Origin of the sequence: Mycobacterium dioxanotrophicus, assembly GCF_002157835.1 — a bacterium.
GTDB lineage: Bacteria > Actinomycetota > Actinomycetes > Mycobacteriales > Mycobacteriaceae > Mycobacterium > Mycobacterium dioxanotrophicus.
Window position 1 is genome coordinate 3,896,787 of the sequence record NZ_CP020809.1, and the last position, 17,557, is coordinate 3,914,343.

The window sequence follows — 17,557 nt, forward strand, 5'->3', positions numbered from 1 at the left end:
GCCATGACCCGACGCATCCTCGCCGCACTTGCCACGCTGATCGTGACACTGGCACTGTGCACCGGCTGCAAGACGTTGCTGAACAACAACAGTGACGGCCGTCCGACGATCGGCCTCGCAGTCGCCAACCAGCAAGCCGACTTCTTCAACATGATCCGGCAAGCCGTTCAGGCCGCCGCTGACGAGGCCGGATTCCGCGTTGTGGTGGCCGATGCCAAAGGCGACGGCGATACTCAAGTCAGCCAGGTGCAGAACTTCATCACCCAGAACGTGGACGCCATCATCTACATCCCGGCGGGCGCCACCGCCGCGACCGTGCCGGTGCGCGATGCCAAGGCGGCAGGCATCCCGATCATCGCCGTCGACCGCAACCCGGCAGGCGCACCCGCCGACACCTTCATCGCCACCGACAGTGTCGCCGCGGCGAAGCAACTCGGCCAGTACGTAATCGACATCACCAACGGCAAGGCCAACATCGGCGTCATTCAGGGCCAGATCGGCACCACCCCTGAACAGGCCCGCGACCAGGGTTTCAGCGAAGCACTCAAGACAGCACCGGGGATGCATGAAGTCGCCCGCCAGGCGTCCCAGCAGTGGTCACAGAGCGAAGGCTTCGACATCACCACCGACATGCTCCAGGCCCATCCCGACATCACAGTGCTGTTCGGTCGGGCGGACGCCCTGGCGCTGGGGGCGGCGTCCGCCGCACGCGCCGCCGGACGCCCGGACATCAAGGTCGTCGGATTCGACGGGGACATCGCCGGGCTCAAGGCGGTCAGCGATGGCCAGCTGGCCGCGACGATCACCCAGCCCACGTTCGCGATCGGTCGACTGGCCGTGAAATCGGCGCGCGAGCTGATCGACAAGCAAGCAGTGCCCGCCGAACAGCTGCAAAAGGGCGTGCTGACGACCCGCGAGAATGCTGCCCACTTCCTCGAACAGCACCCCTGAACCGACGAAAGTTTCTGGAGCACATCATGACTGAGAAATCAACACTGGTGGTCACCGGAGTCGCCAAACACTACCCCGGCACCATCGCGCTCGACGGCGTCGACCTCACCGTCGGACCCGGCCAGGTCATCGCCCTGCTTGGGGAGAACGGCGCGGGCAAGTCGACCCTGTCGAGCATCATCGCCGGGTCCACGACACCGACTGCGGGCAGCATGACCTGGGGCGGACAGCCCTACGCGCCCACCTCGCCTCGAGATGCCATCGACGCGGGTATCGGCATGATCCATCAGGAGATGCGGCTGCTGCCGGAGCTCAGCGTCGCCGAGAACGTGATGGTCGGCCGGTGGCCCATGCGTGGGGGCCGGGTATCGCAGGCAGAGATGGCCCGCGAAGCCAAGAAACATCTCGACCGGCTCGGTTTCACCGGACGGATGAACCAGCTCGTCGGCGAACTGAGCGTGGCAGGCCAGCAACAGGTCGAGATCGCCAAGGCGCTCGCACTACGCGCACGACTACTGGTCCTCGACGAACCCACAGCTGCCCTGGGCCAGGACGAGACCGATGCGCTTTTCGCCACCGTGGACGCGCTGCGCCAGGAAGGTGTCTCGTTCATCTACGTGAGCCACCGGCTCGCCGAGATCGCCCGGATCGCCGACCGCATCGTGGTCCTGCGCGACGGACACAAGATCAGCGAACACGCCAGCGGCCAGGTGCCACCAGACCAGCTGGTCCGCGAGATGGTGGGACGTCCGGTGGACCGCCTGTTTCCCGACACGGCCGACCCTTCGGACCGGGTGGTGCTCTCGGTTCGCGAACTATCCTCCCCCACAGGTCGATTCGTCGACATCTCGTTCGACGTGCACGCCGGTGAGATCTTCGGTATCGCCGGTATCGTCGGCGCCGGAAGGACCGAGATCGTGCGCGCGATCGCTGGAGCAGACTCCTACTCCAGCGGTACCGTCACCCTCGACGGCAGGACGGTCAAGCCCGGGTTGCGCGCGGCTATCGACGCCGGGATCGTCCTGGTCCCAGAAGACCGCAAACAGCAGGGTCTCATCGTCTCCGACACCATCGAGGACAACATCGCGCTGCCGAATCTCGACAGTGTGCAGCGCCAGGGTTGGGTCGCACCGAAAACCGTGCGCACATTGGGTATCGAAGTCGGTAAGCGTCTCGGCATCAAAGGCAGACCGGACAATCCGGTCTCGTCGCTGTCCGGCGGCAACCAACAAAAGGTCGTGCTCGGCAAATGGCTCCAGCGCAATCCCCGCTTGGTCATCCTCGACGAGCCGACCCGCGGGATCGATGTCGGCGCCCGCTCGGCCATCTATGAACTCATCGCCGAGCTGACGAAAGCAGGTACTGCCGTGATCGTGGTCAGCTCCGACCTCGACGAAATCCTCGGACTTTCCCACCGTGTCATGGTTCTGGCCCGGGGCCGCTGCCAAGGAATGCTCGACGGCGAAGGGCTCACCGGCCCCGCCGTGATGGAAATGGCGGTCCGCTGATGCCCGGCTTTGATCTCAGCGGTCGGGTCGCGCTGATCACCGGTGGTGCCAGCGGAATCGGTCGGGCCATCGCTTTCGCCGTCGCCGAGCACGGCGCAGACGTCGCTGTTCTTGACCTGCCGGGCGCCGATGCCACTGCAACCCTTGAGGGCCTGACGGCACGCGGGTCGCGGGCCGTCTTCACGCCGGCCAGCGTGGAATCGGCCGAACAGCTGCGCGACGCTGTCGCCCAGACAGAATCTGAATTGGGTCCGCTGACGCTGGCGGTCAACGCCGCAGGAATCGCCAATGCCTGCCCCGCGGAGGACATGCCGGTAGAGCAATGGCAGCGGGTGTACTCGATCGACGCAACCGGGGTGTTCCTAAGCTGCCAAGCCGAGGCAAATGCGATGTTGCGCAACGGCACAGGATCAATCGTCAACATCTCTTCGATGTCGGGCACCATCGTCAACCGGGGTCTGTTCCAGTGCCACTACAACAGCGCAAAAGCCGCAGTCACCCACCTTTCGAAATCGCTCGCCATGGAATGGGCGACGCGCGGTATCCGGGTCAACTCACTAAGCCCGGGTTACACCGCCACTCCGATGAACACCCGACCCGAGATGGTCGACAGCATGGCGGTGTTCGCCTCCGAGACACCCATGCAGCGCATCGCCGACCCGGCCGAAATGGGCGGGCCCGCAGTGTTTCTGCTTTCTGACGCGGCCAGCTTCGTCACCGGCATCGACCTGCTGGTCGACGGCGGATTCTGCGCCCAGTAATCCCGAACCCCAATGAAGGAAGAAAGATGACGCAAACAGTTCAACCATCGCAACTCAGCGTCGACCGCGCTGCCGCCGAGGCTTATCTGGCGAAGATGCAGAAACATCGGGTCATGCCGCCCGAACAACTCGCACCGGTGCTTGCCGATATCGCAACAGGCATTCGACGTGACATTGTCCGAACGATCCAGCAGGCCGGAATCGGCCATATCGGCGGCGACTTGTCGGTTACCGACATCCTCGTCGCCGCCTACTGGGGTGCCATGTCGGTCAATCCACTCGATCCCAACGACCCGAACCGAGACAGGTTCATCCTCAGCAAGGGGCACTGCGCCGCCGCGCTCTACTCGACTCTGGCATCGGCCGGCTTCTTTCCGCACGACGCCCTCAGCACATTCGCCAAGCCGCTGTCGGCTCTCAACGGCCACCCCAATCGGGTGAAAGTGCCTGGCGTGGAGACCAATACCGGACCCCTGGGGCATGGGTTTCCGGTGGCCACCGGATGTGCGTTGGGCGCCAAACTCAGTGGCGCCGACTACCGCACCATCGTCGTGATGGGTGACGGGGAGATGCAGGAGGGTAGCAACTGGGAGGCAGCGATGACTGCGGCGCACTACGGCCTTGCCTCCCTCACTGCGATCGTCGACCGTAACCGGCTCCAGCAGGGCGACCGCACCGAAGAGACCAAAACCCTTGAGCCCCTGCATGACAAGTGGACTAGCTTCGGCTTCGAGACACGTCGCATCGACGGCCACGACCATCGGGCGCTGCTGGAGGCGCTCGGTCCGTCCACAACCGGCAAACCGGTGGCGATTGTCGCCGACACCATCAAAGGCAAGGGCGTTTCCTTCATCGAAGATCGCGTCGAATGGCACCACAAGGTGCCGAGCGACGACCAAGTTCAAGCCGCACTCGAGGAGCTCTCCGCATGACCACCGTGACCACCGACGCGCCCACCTTCGACTGCCGTGCCGATTTCGCCGATGAACTGGCTGCGCTCGCCCGTGCCGACGAGCGAATCGTCGCGGTCTGCAACGACTCCGTCGGTTCCAGCAACCTGGTGAAGTTCCGGGAGGAGTTCCCCGACCGTCTGATCAACGTCGGTATCGCCGAGCAGGATCTGGTCGGTGTCGGTGCAGGCCTGGCCAATGCCGGCAGGATCCCGTTCGTCTGCGCTGCCGCACCGTTCTTGACCGGACGTGCGACCGAACAGATCAAGGCCGACGTGGCCTACAGCCAGCGTCATGTGGTGCTGTGCGGGCAGAGTCCGGGCATGGCCTACGGCGAGCTCGGCCCGACCCACCATTCCATCGAGGACTTGTCCTGGATGCGTGCGGTGTCCGGACTGCCAGTGGTGGTTCCGGCCGACGGCGCGCAGACCCGCGCCGCCGTGCGTTGGGCCGTCGAGCACGGCAAGGGCTCCTACCTGCGCATCCCGCGCTTCAAGGTGCCTGCGATCAGCGATCCGGCAGATACGTTCGCCTTCGGACGGGCCGTCATCGCCCGACCGGGCAACGACGTAACCATCATCGCCATCGGCACGATGGTCTCACGCGCCCTGTGGGCCGCTGATCAGCTTGCCGCCGAAGGTGTTTCGGCACGCGTACTGAACATGGCGTTCGTTGAGCCGCTCGATGAGGCAGCCGTGCTGGCCGCAGCGCGGGAGACCGCGGGCATCGTCACCGTCGAGGAGAGCATCGTCAGCGGAGGCCTCGGGGCCGCAGTGGCATCCCTGGTGTCGCAGTCACATCCATCACGGATGCGGATTCTCGGCGTGCCCGGATTCGCTCCGACCGGGGATGCGGCGTTCCTACTGGACTATTTCAATCTCAACGCCGACGGCATCGCCGACGCAGCCCGTAGTGTGATTCACGATGGCCGCGCCTAGCAGCTTCATCCTCGCGATCGATCAGGGCACCAGCTCGACCAAGGCGATGCTGGTGGACAGCCGGGGTGCGGTGTTCCGCACCGCCAGTGTGGCATTGAGCCAGGTGCACCCTAATCCCGGTTGGGTCGAACAGAGTGCAGGCGAGATCTGGGCGAGCATCACTCGGTCGGTCCGCGACTGCGTCACCGACGAGATCGCGCCGGCCGTGGTGGGGGTGGCATTGAGCGTGCAGCGTGAGACGGTTGCGATGTGGGACACCAACACCGGTGACACCATCGGGCCGATCCTCAGCTGGCAGGATCAACGCACCGCCGCGGCAGCCGCCCGGATCGAGGATGACGGGCATGCCCCGTATATCTTCGATACCACCGGCTTGCCGCTGGATCCGATGTTCTCGGCACTCAAGGCGTCCTGGCTGCTCGATGAATACGATCCGCTCCGCACCCGCGCCAAGTCGGGCCGCTGGCGCGTAGGCACGATCGACGCCTGGATCCTCTCGCGGTTCGGCGGCGAGCCGGTGACCGAGGCCGGGAACGCCTCGCGCACCCAGTTGCTCGATATCACCACCCGTACCTGGGATGAAGCTCTGCTCAACATCTTCGGGGTTCCCCGCGAGGCACTTCCCACGGTGGTGGCCTCGACCGGTCCGTTCCCGGGCGTGCGTGATCTGGATCCGCTGCCCGACGGTGTGCCGGTGCTTGCGGTGCTGGCCGATTCGCATGCCGCCTTGTTCGCCCACGCCGGCTGGCGTCCGGGGGTGGTGAAGGCCACCTACGGCACCGGCAGCTCGGTGATGGCGTTGGGGCCCAGGCCTGCGGCGTCCACCGGGGTGTGCTCGACGATCGCTTGGGATGTCGACGGCACCGCCCATGCCTTGGAAGCCAACATCCGCTCCACCGGGAAAACCATGTCCTGGTTGGCGGACTTGTTCAACGTTGACATCGACACACTCTGGGACGAAGCCACCACCGCGACGAGCGACGGGGTTGCAGTGGTGCCGGCCTTCGGAGGGCTCGGCGCACCGCATTGGGACCGCGACGCCACGCCGGTCATCGCTGGGCTGTCGCTTGGCACTCGCAGACCGCAACTGGCCCGAGCCGCGATGGAGGCCATTGCCTTCCAGATCGACGACGTGGTGGCTGCTTTCGAGACCGTGACCGGTCCGTTGGCGCAACTGCGGTGCGACGGCGGCATGACGAAATCGCGGGCGTTGATGCAACTGCAATCCGATGTCAGCGCACTGCCGGTAGCGATCTCGTCGACCGCGAACCTCTCGGCCATGGGTGCCGCGCACCTGGCCGGTTTGCGTCTGGGCTGGTGGACGGCTGCTCAGCTGGAAACCGGCCTGCCCGGGTCCGGCGAATCCGCTCTCGAGCTGGCACCTGCCATAACCGACGACGACCGCCAGGCGCGACGCCGCGCCTGGGCGGAGGCGGTCGCACGGACCAGGGCTCGCGTTGACCCTACGATTGAGGCGAATGTCTAGTCTCTGATGACTCTGTACGCATGGGAGGAGGCCGTGGTGACGCGCAGTACCCGCCGTCCACCCGGCGACGATCAGTCGCGTCTCATGGTCAAAGTCGCCCGGCTGTATCACGAACGCGGCCAGAAGCAGGCGCAGATCGCCGAGGCTCTCGGAATCACCCAGGTGCGGGTGTCGCGTTTGCTCCGGCGCGCGGTCGACGTCGGCGTCGTCAAGACGGTCGTAGTCTCCCCGCCTGGCGTCCACACCGAGTTGGAGGACCAGCTCCAAGACCGGTTCGGCCTCAACGAAGCGGTTGTCGTCGATGTGATGAGCACCGACGAACGCGACATCGCACAAAATCTGGGCGCCGCGGCCGCGGCCTACCTCGACAACACTCTGTTGGGGGACGAAGTCCTTGGTATCTCGTCATGGAGCGCGAACCTGCTGGCCGCAGCAACCTTCCTCCGCCCGACCAGCAGCCCGGTGGTCAGCGATGTCGTGCAGTTGGTCGGCGGCGTTGGGGATCCGCAGGTCCAGATCGAGGCCAACAGGCTGCTGACCACCTTCGCAGCCGCCACTGGAGCCACCCCGATCTTCCTGCCCGCACCCGGCCTGCTCGGCACCGCTGACGCCCGCCGAAGCCTGATGTCCGACCCGGCAGTGCAACAAGTGACTGCTCGCTGGGCGGAGCTGACCACCGCACTGGTCGGTATCGGAGCTCTGGAGCCGTCACCTTTGCTGGCCCAGAGCGGAAACAGCATCGCGGCGGCCGACCAGGACACCCTGCGAAAGCTTGGCGCGGTCGGTGACATCTGTCTGCGGTTCTTCGACGAGTCCGGCCGGCTAGTGGCTTCCGACCTGGACGACAGGGTGATGGGCATCGAACCCGAGCAGCTGATGACCGTGCCGCGACGGATCGGTGTGGCCGGGGGCACGCGCAAGCTTTCCGCACTACGCGGCGTGCTGCAGGGCGGATGGATCAACGTACTGGTCACCGACATCACCGCGGCGCGCCATCTACTCGGTACCCAGTGACGGTGCGATAGCGTCATCGGCATGACTGAGGCAGCCACCCAGATCGCGTTCGTTCAGGCCACCTGGCACCGCAATATCGTCGACCAGGCACGCCACGGCTTCACCGACAAAATCCAAACCCTCGGTGTCACCGAAAACGAACTCGAATACTTCGAAGTACCGGGCGCCTTCGAAATCCCCTTGACCGCAAAACGTCTCGCGCTCACCGGGCGCTATCGCGCCATCGTCGCCGCCGCCCTGGTGGTCGACGGGGGGATCTATCGCCACGAATTCGTGGCCACCGCGGTGATCGACGGACTCATGCGGGTGCAACTCGACACCGACGTGCCGGTGTTCTCCGTGGTGCTGACTCCGCACCATTTCCACGAGCATGACGAGCACGTCGGCTATTTCACGAAGCATTTCGTGCAGAAGGGCGCCGAGGCCGCCAGTGCAGTAACTACCACCCTGGAGCTTCACGCCTCGCTGAGGTAGTCCAACCGCACCGCTCAGCCTGGTACGAGACTCAGCAGCACGTCCGGGCCGATCGGTTCGACCCCGTCGAAGCGCCAGCGCTGGGCATGGGCGATGCTGAGCACGCCGACATCGTCGACCGCAGTGATCGGGCCGCCCAACAGAATCGGTGCCACATAGGCGATGATCCGGTCGACCGCACCGGCCCGCAGGAACGCGCCGGCCAACGTCGGCCCACCCTCCAACAGCACATCGGTGCGGTCGGCGAGGAACTTGATCACTTCGTGCGGGTCATGGGTACGAATCACCATCGTGCGCGAATCATCGTTGAGCACTTTGGCTTCCGACGACACCTCGCGATACCCGACCACGACGCGCAGGGGCTGGTGCTCGGCGAGGCTGCCGTCGGCCAGGCGCGCCGTGAGCGCCGGATCATCGGCGAACACCGTGCCGGTGCCGACCACGATGGCATCGATCACCGCACGCCTGCGGTGCACGTCCGCGCGCGCCGCCGGGCTGGTGATCCACTGGCTGGATCCGTCGGCTGCGGCGCTGCGACCATCCACGCTGGTGGCGAACTTCCAGGTGACGTGCGGCAGACCCGTGCGCTGTTTGTGCAGCCATTCGCGCAGCGGACCACGCGTGACCTCGTCGGTCAGCACGCCGGGCACCACCTCGATACCCGCATCGGCCAGCCGTGCCGCACCGCCGGCAGCCACCTCGTTGGGATCGGAGACGGCGTACACCACTCTCGAAACACCAGCTGCCACAAGCGCATCTACGCACGGCGGGGTACGGCCGTGGTGATTGCACGGTTCCAGGGTGACCACCGCGGTGCCGCCGAGCGCCCGCTGCCCGGCCCGGCGCAACGCCATCACCTCGGCGTGCGGCCCGCTGGGCGGCTGGGTGGCGCCCACCCCGGCGACCTGACCGTCGCGGTCGACGATGACCGCGCCGACGGGCGGGTTGGGATAGGTCGTGCCCTTGACCCCGTTGGCCTGCTCGACCGCCAGGCGCATCATGGCGTCGGTCGTCGGTGTGGTCATCGCACCCTCAGGGCCGCGGCGAACATCGCGTCGGTGCCGTGCTGGTGTGGCCACAATTGCACGTACGGCCCGGCGCCGAGGTCGTCGGCCGGGGCGAACAGTTCGCGGGTGTCCAGCGCGGTCACAGGCTGCCGGCGCAGCGCATCGGCCACCACCCCGACCGTCTCGGCCAGGTGCGGGGAACAGGTTGCGTAGAGCACCACCCCGCCGGGGCGGGTCAGCTTGATGGCCGCGGCCAGCAGCTCCTTCTGCAGTTTCGCCAGGCCGGGCACATCGCCGGGGGCGCGCCGCCAGCGGGCTTCCGGACGGCGCCGCAGCGCACCGAGGCCGGTGCAGGGTGCGTCGACCAGCACCCGGTCGAAGCCCGGGGTGAGGCCCGATTCGCGGCCGTCCACCCGGTGCACGTCGACGCCCAGGCCGCGGGTGTTCTCCTCGACCAGATCAGCGCGGCGCTCCCCCGGCTCGACGGCGGTGATCCTGGCGCCCGAGGCCGTCCCCATCGCGGCCAGCAGCGCGGTCTTGCCACCCGGTCCGGCACACAGATCCAGCCACCGACCGGTGTCCGGCCCGTCGAGCGCGGCCAGCGTCAAAGCCCGGGCCACCAACTGGCTGCCCTCGTCCTGAACCTGGGCGCCGCCGTCGCGCACCGCACTGAGCCGCCCCGGATCGCCGCCGGGCAGATACACCGCGTACGGCGAGTACTTGCCGACGGTGCCGCCGGACTGCTCGGCGAGAGCATCGGCCGTCAACACGCCGGGCCGGGCCGCCAGATGCACCAGTGGGCGCTCGTCGTCGCTGGTCAGCAGGGCGTCGAGTTCACTGGCCCGTGCACCGAGCGCGTCGGTGAACGCCTGGGCGATCCAGCGTGGATGGGCATGGACGAACGCCGCGTGCCCGACCGGGTCGGTGTCCGCCGCCGGGGCCAGCTCGTCGGTCCAGGCCTGCTCGTCGCGCGAGGAGATGGTGCGCATCACCCCGTTGACGAAACCCGCTCGGGCCGTGTCGAATTCGATACCGGCCTGGTCGACGGTGGTGGACACCGCGGCGTGCGGCTCGACCCGCGTGCGCAGTAATTGGTAGGCACCTAGCCGCAGCAGATCGAGCAACACGGGATCGATGCGATCGGTGGGCCGCCCGGACGCCTTTTCGATCACCGCGTCGAGCAGACCGCGGGCCCGGCAGGCGCCGTAGGTCAGTTCGGTGGCGAAAGCGGCGTCCCGGCCTTCGATCTTGCGTTCGGTCAGCAGTGCGGGCAGTGCCAGGTTGGCGTACGCATCGCGTTCGGACACCGCGCGCAGCACATCGAACGCCGCGCGGCGCGCCGGGTCCAGCGGCGTGCGTCGCGGCTGACGCTTGCGTTGCGGTGGCCGCTTGTCGGGGCGCGTCATGAAGCGCGTACCGATTCGTCGAGCCGGGCGCCTCGCGCCCAGTCGGCGGCATTCATCAGTTTCTTGCCCGGCGGCTGGATCTGACCCAATCGCACCGGCTGAGAACCCGTGCCTACAACCACATCTTTGCGGTGCGCCTGGATCACGCCCGGAGCCAATGGATCTGCGTCCTCGACCACCGTCACCGGGCCGACCTTGACCCGTTGATCACCGATCATCGTCCAGGCGCCCGGGTTGGGGGTGACCGCGCGGATGTGGCGGTCGACGACATGGGCCGGTAGGTCCCAGCGCACCTTGGCCGACTCGACGGTGATCTTGGGCGCGACGGTGATGCCGTCGGTCGGTTGCGGCACCGCGGTCAGTGAGCCGTCGGCGATCCCGTCGATCGTGGCCTCGAGCAGTGCTGCGCCCGAAACGGCAAGGCGGCCAAGCAGATCGCCCGCGGTGTCGGATGTGCCGACGGCTTCGGTGACCACGCCGTAGACGGGGCCCGAATCCAGCGCGGGTTCGATGAGGAATGTGGTCGCACCGGTCACGGTGTCCCCCGCGCCGATCGCTGCCTGCACCGGCGCTGCACCGCGCCAGGCCGGCAGCAGCGAGAAGTGCAGATTGACCCAGCCTCGCGCCGGGACCGCCAGCAGCCGCCGGCTCAGCAAGGCGCCATAGGCCACCACGGCGCAGCAGTCCGGGGCCAGTTCGGTCAGCTCGGCGACGAAGTCGTCATCGTTGGGTCGCGCCGGCCGCAGCAGCGGGATGTCGTGCTGCAGTGCCAACTCGGCCACCGGCGAGGGCGCGGGCTTTCCCCGGCGGCCCGCGGCGGCATCCGGGCGGGTGAGCACGGCGACGACCTCGTGGCGCGGCGAGTCGATGAATCGGCGCAGCGACGGCAGCGCGGGTTCGGGGGTTCCGGCAAAGACGAGTCGCACCGCGCCAGTGTAGTGGCGCAGCGTTGGCTACTTCGGGATCCGGTAGTACTCGCGTTCGGACACCCCGGCGAGCGGCGCCACGTACATCCAGGGGATGGTGGCGACCAAGCGGTTCAGCGTGGACACCGCGTCGTTGTAGTACTGCCGGGCAAAGGCCAGCTTGTTCTCGGTGTCGGCCAGGTTCTTCTGCAGGTCCAGGAAGTTGTTCGACGAGTTGAGCTGCGGGTAGGACGAGCCAAGCGCCAGCACGCCCGCCAGGGCGTTGTCCAGATTCTGCTCGGCGGCGCTGCGCTGGGCGACCGACGTGCCGCCGGTCGCCGACGCCAGGGCGGCCCGTGCAGAGCTCACGCGGTCCAGGATCGCCTGTTCATGCGCGGCGAAACTCTGCACGGTGTGCACCAACGCCGGGATGAGCGCGGCGCGGCGAGTCAGTTCGACGTCGATGCCGCTGAGCGCCTCGGACACGGTGATGTCCGCTGCACGAATCTTGTTGTAGCCCGCCACAAAGCCGAACAGCACGAGCACCGCGAGCGCCAGCACCACGACCAGCAGCACCGTCACCATGACCCACCTCCTCCTCCGCCGCCGCCACCGCCGCCGCCACCGCTGAACCCGCCGCCACCGCCGCTGAATCCTCCGCCACCGGACGACGAAGACGATGACTGTGCTGCGGTGTACGCGCCGATCGATGACGACAGCGCCGAATCGAAACTGTCAAAGCTCATCCCGCCGGATCCACCCGTCATGGCCCACCCGACGCTCGATGACGAGGAGTGATACCAATCAGGTTGTGGGGCAACGTCACCCGTGACGTCCTGATACTTCTTGGCCCACAACGCCGCGGTCCCGGCGGCCACGGCGAACGGGATGTAGGCAGTGTAGAGATCCTTGCGCGCGGCGAAGTCGAACCGGGTTTCGGCCGAGTCGGTGGACAGCAGCCGATGGAATCCGCCCACCCGCGACCAGAGTTCGCGTCCCGCGGCGGTGCGTCTGGTGCCCAGCCCGGGACGCCACGCGCGGGCCGTGACCAGAAAGAACACCGCAAAGGGCAGACCCCACATGGTCACCCCGGCACCGAACCACGTCAGGAAGCCGCACAGTGCCGCGACGAGCGCCACCGCGTTGGCGCCGCGCAGCCACAGTTCCTCGGGACGCTTGACCATCAGATCATTGTCGAAGGCCCACTTACGCACGGCGGCAGCCATATTGGTCTTCGCCTTGTTGAGTTTCTGGCCTGAGGTGGCCGTTTTCCTAGCACGGAACTCGCTGTTCTTGTACGAAACCCCCAGCGCGTGTCCCACGGCGGCACCGACCGGGTCGACGTCGGCCCACGCCGACTGGCTGGCGAGGCCGCGGATGTTCCAGTGCTCGGCGCTGACCTGACGCAACTCGATCAGTCCGCGGTCGGCGAGGTGGAACAGCGTCGCGGTCAGCGCACTCTTCGGAATCGCCTCGGTGCGGATGTACTCGGCCTGCACCGGGCCGATCCCGTCCGGCGGTGTGTACTGCAGCGGGAAACCAGGCGGTCGTTCCGAGGTCCGCCGCCACCAACCGAAGGCGGCCAAGCCCAGTGCCACCGACAGTGCCGCCACCCAGATCACTCCCGCCACCGATCGGCCCAGCACCTGATCCCACGTGTACGGCCACGGCAGCGTGAACTGCGGCGGGGTGGGCACGTCGACCCCGGCGCGCAGCGTGACCGGGGTGTGGGGATCCAGGTTGAGGGCGGTGAGCTGGACGGTGTCGCCCATGGTGGCCAGGTCTTTGCAGGCTCGGCCGACCCCATAGCCGACGCTGCACTGGGCACCGGTGGCCGCGCCCGGGAGCGTGAGGCTGACCCTGGCGCGATCGATCCGGTTGTTCCATGCCGGGGCGATGACATTCCAGTAGAACGCCGAAGTGGAGCTGGGATTGCCGATCGATCCCGCGAACGTCTTGTCCGCGCCGATTCGTCCGGGGTCGAGTACGCCGTCGATGGTGTAGCGGATCTCGAAGATTTGGCGGCCGGAGTTCAGGGTGCGGTTCGGGTCGCCGATCTTGGCCACCGCGAACCGGCCACCGTCTTCGTCCAGCAGCTCATAGTGGGCCGGCGCCCCGTTGAGTCGGACCGAGGTGATCGTGGGGGGCTGGCGCAGCCGCGGGTTGTTCGGGTTGGCGATATCCCAGTAGCGAAAGATCCCGTGGCGTCCGGCCGGGAAGTCCGCGGTGATGGTCTCGACAGCGGTCAACCCGCCGTCGGCACCGACCCTGAGATCCGCCGCGTAGTCGGTGATGACGACCGGATCGTCGGTGGCCGCGCCACCGCCGCCGCTCGGCCAGAATGTGGGCCACAGCAGACCGAACACGACGAGCACCAACGCGAGCGACCAGGCCAGAACCCGACGCATGACACCTCCCCTCCGGCACATCGATGTGCTGGTGCGATGTCCGGCCTACCCTATGTGCAACGGATCGATTTGGACACGGGACGGCTCTTGCTCGCGCCGCGCACTGAGCACTACCGTCGCGCGGCGCAGCGCCGCAGACAGCGCCAATCCGTCGTTGCGCGGCACCCGGACCAGCATCCGTGTCACGTCGGCATTCGGTTCGATCCCCGGCGGGCGCCGGGCACCCGGCGGCAACTCGACCGGGCCCAGCAGTTCGGCCGAGTCGGGGAACTGTGCGGCGTCCAACAGGGCTGTCACCGCGGGCGCGGTGCCGTCGACCGCCGCCATGTGAACGGCCGGCGGCAACCCCACCTCGCCGCGGGCGTCGAGTTCGGCGTCGGCGTGGCCGACGGGATCCCAGCGGATCAGCGACTGCACGGTGGGTATGGCCGCCTCGGCCACCACCGCGACCACGCCGCCGTCGCTGCGGGGGCGCACCAGGGCCGCGGCGGCCATCCAGCGCCGCAGGGTGTCTTCGGCGGCTCGCAGGTCCTGCCGGCCCAGCAGCGCCCAGCCGTCGAGCAGCAGGGCGGCGCCGTAACCGCCTTCGGCGACGGGTTCGGCGCCCGGTGTCGAGACCACGAGCGCGGGCCCGTCGCCCACGGTGGCCACCACGGCGTCGCCCCCGGAGGTGATCACGCTGGCCCCTGGGAAGGCGCGACCGAGTTCCTCGGCGGTGCGGCGGGCTCCGACGACGACGGCGCGCACGGCATCAGAACCGCAGCGCACACACCGCAGCGTCGGTTCGGGGCGTCCACACCATCGGCATTCGGCGGCCGCGCTGTCGCGATCCGGCAACGCCATCGGACCGGTGCAGTGCCTGCAGCGGGCGATCGTGCGACAACGCGCACAGGCCAGCGCGGGCACGTAACCGCGGCGGGGTACCTGCACCAGAACCGGACGCTCGGCCTGCAACGCCGCGCGGGCGGCCTGCAACGCCATCGACGGCAATCGGGCGGTGCGCGCGGCCGGATCGCGTTCCTGCGCATACCCGCTGTCCTCGAGCGCCACCACCCGGGCCGCCGCCGCACGCACCACCGGCCTGGCCGCCACCAGGTCGTGGGCCCAGCGGGTGCGCACCATCCCCTGGGCCTCGGCCGTGCGGGCGTAGCCACCGATCATTGCCGCACAACGCAATTGGTGTGCCCGCAACATCGCCACCTCGCGGGCGTGCGGGTACGGCGCGCGCGGCTCGGCGAGGTTGTCATCGCCGTCGTCCCACACCAGCACCAGGCCGAGATCGCGGACAGGGGCGAACACCGCACTGCGGGTGCCGATCACCAGCCGGGCATCTCCTCGCAGCACCGACAGCCAGCGTCGGTACCGCTGCGCCGGACCCAGCCCGGCCGACAGTGCCGCGACCCGCGACGCCGGAACATGTTCGACCGCCGCGGCGTACAGCGCGTCCACGTCGCGCTGGTCCGGCATGATCGCCAGCACACCGTGGCCGGCGCACACCGTCACCGCCGCGGCCTCGGCCAGCCGCTGCGACCACTGCTCCCCCGGCAGCGCCTGCCACACCGCGCGAGCCGCACGGCCGTCCTGCAACGCCGTGAGGAACTGTTCGCCGCGTCCGTAGCGGGCCCATGCGGCGGGATCGACCGCGGCCGGCGGCACCGGGTCAGGTTCGGCCGGTGTCTGTTTCTCCACCGTGGCGTGCCGCGGCGGCACGGCCAGGCGCAGCACGTCGGCTCGCGTCCCGGCGTAGCGCGCGGCGACGGCGTCGACCAGCCGCCGAACCTCGGGGGTGAGCACCGATTCCGGCGACACCACGCGATCCAACCAGCCCAACTTGCCGGTGTGGTCGGTGTCCGATCGGCGCTCCAGCAGGAACGCGTCGACCAGTCGACCGTGGAACCGCACCCGGACCCGGACCCCGGGCTGCGCGTCGTCGGACTGCTCGGCCGAGACCAGATAGTCGAATTCGCGGTCCAGATGCGGCACCGACAGCATCGGCAGGACTCGCGCGATGGGCTCGTGCTCGGCTGCCTGCCGGGTGGTGGTCACGGCGCCGGTGTACCAGAACGCCCTGACGTCCTGGCGAAGAACAACCCGGCGGTGATCAGCAGCAACGATGCCGCGTAGGCCCACCAGATCGGGACCGCCAGCAACTGGTCACCGCGCACGAACTGGCTGATCCCGATCATCGAATCCGACACCGCGAACGTCACCGCGCCCAGCGCTGTCCACGGGGTCGGCAGGTCCGCCAGCAGTGCCGTGCAGACCATGGCTCCGAGCACCGCGATGTAGGCCGTAACCGGCACCGCCATGCCCTGCTCGAGCAGCCGGGGCCAGAACCAGACCAGCAGAGCCAGACACGCCGCGACGGTGCCAGCGACCGCGACCAGCCGCGGCGTCGTCCGGTGCGCGAGCGGGAACAGCGCGGCCAGGAAACACAGGTGTGCGACCACGAAGGCGGCCAGGCCCAAGACGAACGACGGCTGCCACCACGGCATCGCGAGCAGGAAATCCCCCGCTGCCGAAAAGCCCAGCGCCGCAACCAACCACCGTCGTTCGCGGGCGATCGGATGGCCGAGCGCGGCAACGGCCAGCAGCACGGCCGTCAGCGCCTTGACGGCGGGCTGGCCCGGGAACTGCCCGGTGAGGTCGGCCCCGGTCGGCAGGCCCGTCGCGGCCACGATCAGGAAAACCCCGTAGCCGGCCCCGACCACCGCAGCTGCGACCCACAGCCAGGCCGTGCGGCGGTGTGCGTACGGTGACGGAGTGTCTGTTGCTGACGAGAAGCCGGCTGTCGATGCCATCCTGCAGAAGGTACTGCAGGTGGTGCCGTTCCAACTCTCCACCGCCGACGGCGTCGAGGAGGCCCGACGGAAGTTCAAGGAACTGCCGCGCCGCGACGTTCATCCCGAGGTCGTGACCGAGGACCGCATCATCGAGGGCCCGGCCGGCCCGATTCCGCTGCGGGTGTACCGGCCGCCGACGGCCGACGGGACGACTTTGCCGGTCGTGGTGTTCATCCATGGTGGCGGCTGGTCGGTCGGTGATCTGGACACCTATGACGGCACTGCCCGCGACCACGCCGTGCGCGCCGATGCCGTGGTGGTGTCGGTGGATTACCGGTTGGCTCCCGAGCATCCGTTCCCGGCCGCCGTCGACGACGCCTGGGCCGCCACCCGGTGGGTGGCCGCGCATGCCGCCGAACTGGGCGCCGACCCGGACCGGCTGGCGGTCGCCGGGGATTCGGCCGGCGGCAACCTCAGCGCGGTCATGGCGCAGCTGGCGCGCGACGCGGGCGGTCCGGCGATCCGGTTCCAGTTGCTCTGGTACCCGGCCACCACCGGCGACACGTCGCTGCCGTCGTTCACCGAGAATGCCGATGCCCCGATCCTGGATCTGGCCGCGGTCAAGGGTTTCACCAAGTGGTACGTCAGCAAGGACGTCGACCTGACCGATCCCCCGGCCACCCTGCTGCCGGCCCGGGCCGAGAGCCTGGCCGATCTGCCGCCGGCCTACATCGCCACCGCGGGTCACGATCCGCTGCGCGACGACGGTGCGCGTTACGCCGAACTGCTGCGTGCGGCCGGGGTGCCCGTCGAATTGCACGTCGCCGAGACGCTGGTGCACGGCTACCTCGGATATGTGGGTGTCGTCCCCGCGGCGACCGAGGCGTCCGACCGGGCGCTGGCCGCGTTGCGGGCTGCGCTGCACGGCTGACCGGGGCTACTGCCCGCGGTAGAAGGCGCTCGGCG

Annotated in this window: 16 protein-coding genes; 9 read left to right on the forward strand and 7 right to left on the reverse strand. The window is 68.3% G+C overall.

Going from position 1 to position 17,557, the window contains the following annotated elements; translation table 11 throughout:
• Nucleotides 1-3 precede the first annotated feature (3 nt).
• The 8 genes from BTO20_RS18725 (at nucleotide 4) to BTO20_RS18760 (ending at nucleotide 8,082) form a co-directional block, all read left to right on the forward strand.
• On the forward strand, nucleotides 4-951 hold the full coding sequence (locus tag BTO20_RS18725; RefSeq protein ID WP_087082347.1) for a substrate-binding domain-containing protein: 948 nt from the start codon (nucleotides 4-6) through the stop codon (nucleotides 949-951).
• 26 nt (nucleotides 952-977) lie between these two features.
• Nucleotides 978-2,459 (forward strand): sugar ABC transporter ATP-binding protein, encoded by a 1,482-nt coding sequence (locus BTO20_RS18730; protein WP_087077781.1) that lies wholly within the window; start codon nucleotides 978-980, stop codon nucleotides 2,457-2,459.
• Nucleotides 2,459-3,220: an SDR family oxidoreductase gene (locus tag BTO20_RS18735; RefSeq protein ID WP_087077782.1), complete on the forward strand. Its 762-nt coding sequence runs from the start codon at nucleotides 2,459-2,461 to the stop codon at nucleotides 3,218-3,220. Before BTO20_RS18730 ends, BTO20_RS18735 begins: the two co-directional genes overlap by 1 nt.
• Before the next feature lie 113 nt (nucleotides 3,221-3,333).
• Nucleotides 3,334-4,152: a transketolase gene (locus BTO20_RS18740; RefSeq protein WP_198343984.1), complete on the forward strand. Its 819-nt coding sequence runs from the start codon at nucleotides 3,334-3,336 to the stop codon at nucleotides 4,150-4,152.
• Entirely contained in the window at nucleotides 4,149-5,108 is a 960-nt protein-coding gene (locus tag BTO20_RS18745) for a transketolase family protein (protein WP_087077784.1), read from the forward strand. The genes BTO20_RS18740 and BTO20_RS18745 overlap by 4 nt, the downstream gene beginning before the upstream one ends.
• On the forward strand, nucleotides 5,095-6,594 hold the full coding sequence (locus BTO20_RS18750; RefSeq protein WP_087077785.1) for an FGGY family carbohydrate kinase: 1,500 nt from the start codon (nucleotides 5,095-5,097) through the stop codon (nucleotides 6,592-6,594). The genes BTO20_RS18745 and BTO20_RS18750 overlap by 14 nt, the downstream gene beginning before the upstream one ends.
• A gap of 36 nt (nucleotides 6,595-6,630) precedes the next feature.
• A complete protein-coding gene (locus BTO20_RS18755) occupies nucleotides 6,631-7,608 on the forward strand; it encodes a sugar-binding transcriptional regulator (protein WP_198343985.1) in 978 nt (325 codons plus the stop codon).
• A gap of 21 nt (nucleotides 7,609-7,629) precedes the next feature.
• Nucleotides 7,630-8,082 (forward strand): 6,7-dimethyl-8-ribityllumazine synthase, encoded by a 453-nt coding sequence (locus BTO20_RS18760; RefSeq protein WP_087077787.1) that lies wholly within the window; start codon nucleotides 7,630-7,632, stop codon nucleotides 8,080-8,082.
• 14 nt (nucleotides 8,083-8,096) lie between these two features.
• On the opposite strand, the gene ribD is transcribed toward BTO20_RS18760, so the two are convergent.
• From ribD to BTO20_RS18795, 7 genes are read right to left on the reverse strand one after another with little or no spacing between them, the layout of a single operon-like run.
• Entirely contained in the window at nucleotides 8,097-9,107 is a 1,011-nt protein-coding gene (ribD, locus tag BTO20_RS18765) for a bifunctional diaminohydroxyphosphoribosylaminopyrimidine deaminase/5-amino-6-(5-phosphoribosylamino)uracil reductase RibD (RefSeq protein ID WP_087077788.1), read from the reverse strand.
• Nucleotides 9,104-10,495 carry an RsmB/NOP family class I SAM-dependent RNA methyltransferase gene (locus BTO20_RS18770; protein WP_087077789.1) on the reverse strand — a complete coding sequence of 464 codons (1,392 nt, stop codon included), beginning with the start codon at nucleotides 10,493-10,495 and terminating at the stop codon, nucleotides 9,104-9,106. The genes ribD and BTO20_RS18770 overlap by 4 nt, the downstream gene beginning before the upstream one ends.
• On the reverse strand, nucleotides 10,492-11,421 hold the full coding sequence (gene fmt / locus BTO20_RS18775; protein ID WP_087077790.1) for a methionyl-tRNA formyltransferase: 930 nt from the start codon (nucleotides 11,419-11,421) through the stop codon (nucleotides 10,492-10,494). Before fmt ends, BTO20_RS18770 begins: the two co-directional genes overlap by 4 nt.
• 27 nt (nucleotides 11,422-11,448) lie before the next feature.
• Nucleotides 11,449-11,985 (reverse strand): LemA family protein, encoded by a 537-nt coding sequence (locus BTO20_RS18780; RefSeq protein ID WP_087077791.1) that lies wholly within the window; start codon nucleotides 11,983-11,985, stop codon nucleotides 11,449-11,451.
• Entirely contained in the window at nucleotides 11,979-13,808 is a 1,830-nt protein-coding gene (locus BTO20_RS18785) for a DUF2207 domain-containing protein (protein ID WP_087077792.1), read from the reverse strand. Before BTO20_RS18785 ends, BTO20_RS18780 begins: the two co-directional genes overlap by 7 nt.
• A 45-nt stretch (nucleotides 13,809-13,853) precedes the next feature.
• Nucleotides 13,854-15,854, reverse strand: a complete 2,001-nt coding sequence (locus BTO20_RS18790) for a primosomal protein N' (protein WP_087077793.1) — start codon at nucleotides 15,852-15,854, stop codon at nucleotides 13,854-13,856.
• A complete protein-coding gene (locus BTO20_RS18795; protein WP_198343986.1) occupies nucleotides 15,851-16,609 on the reverse strand; it encodes a lysoplasmalogenase in 759 nt (252 codons plus the stop codon). Before BTO20_RS18795 ends, BTO20_RS18790 begins: the two co-directional genes overlap by 4 nt.
• On the opposite strand from BTO20_RS18795, the gene BTO20_RS18800 reads away from it, so the two are divergent.
• A complete protein-coding gene (locus tag BTO20_RS18800) occupies nucleotides 16,572-17,522 on the forward strand; it encodes an alpha/beta hydrolase (protein ID WP_198343987.1) in 951 nt (316 codons plus the stop codon). The two genes, BTO20_RS18795 and BTO20_RS18800, sit on opposite strands and share 38 nt — an antisense overlap.
• The last annotated feature ends 35 nt before the right edge of the window (nucleotides 17,523-17,557 follow it).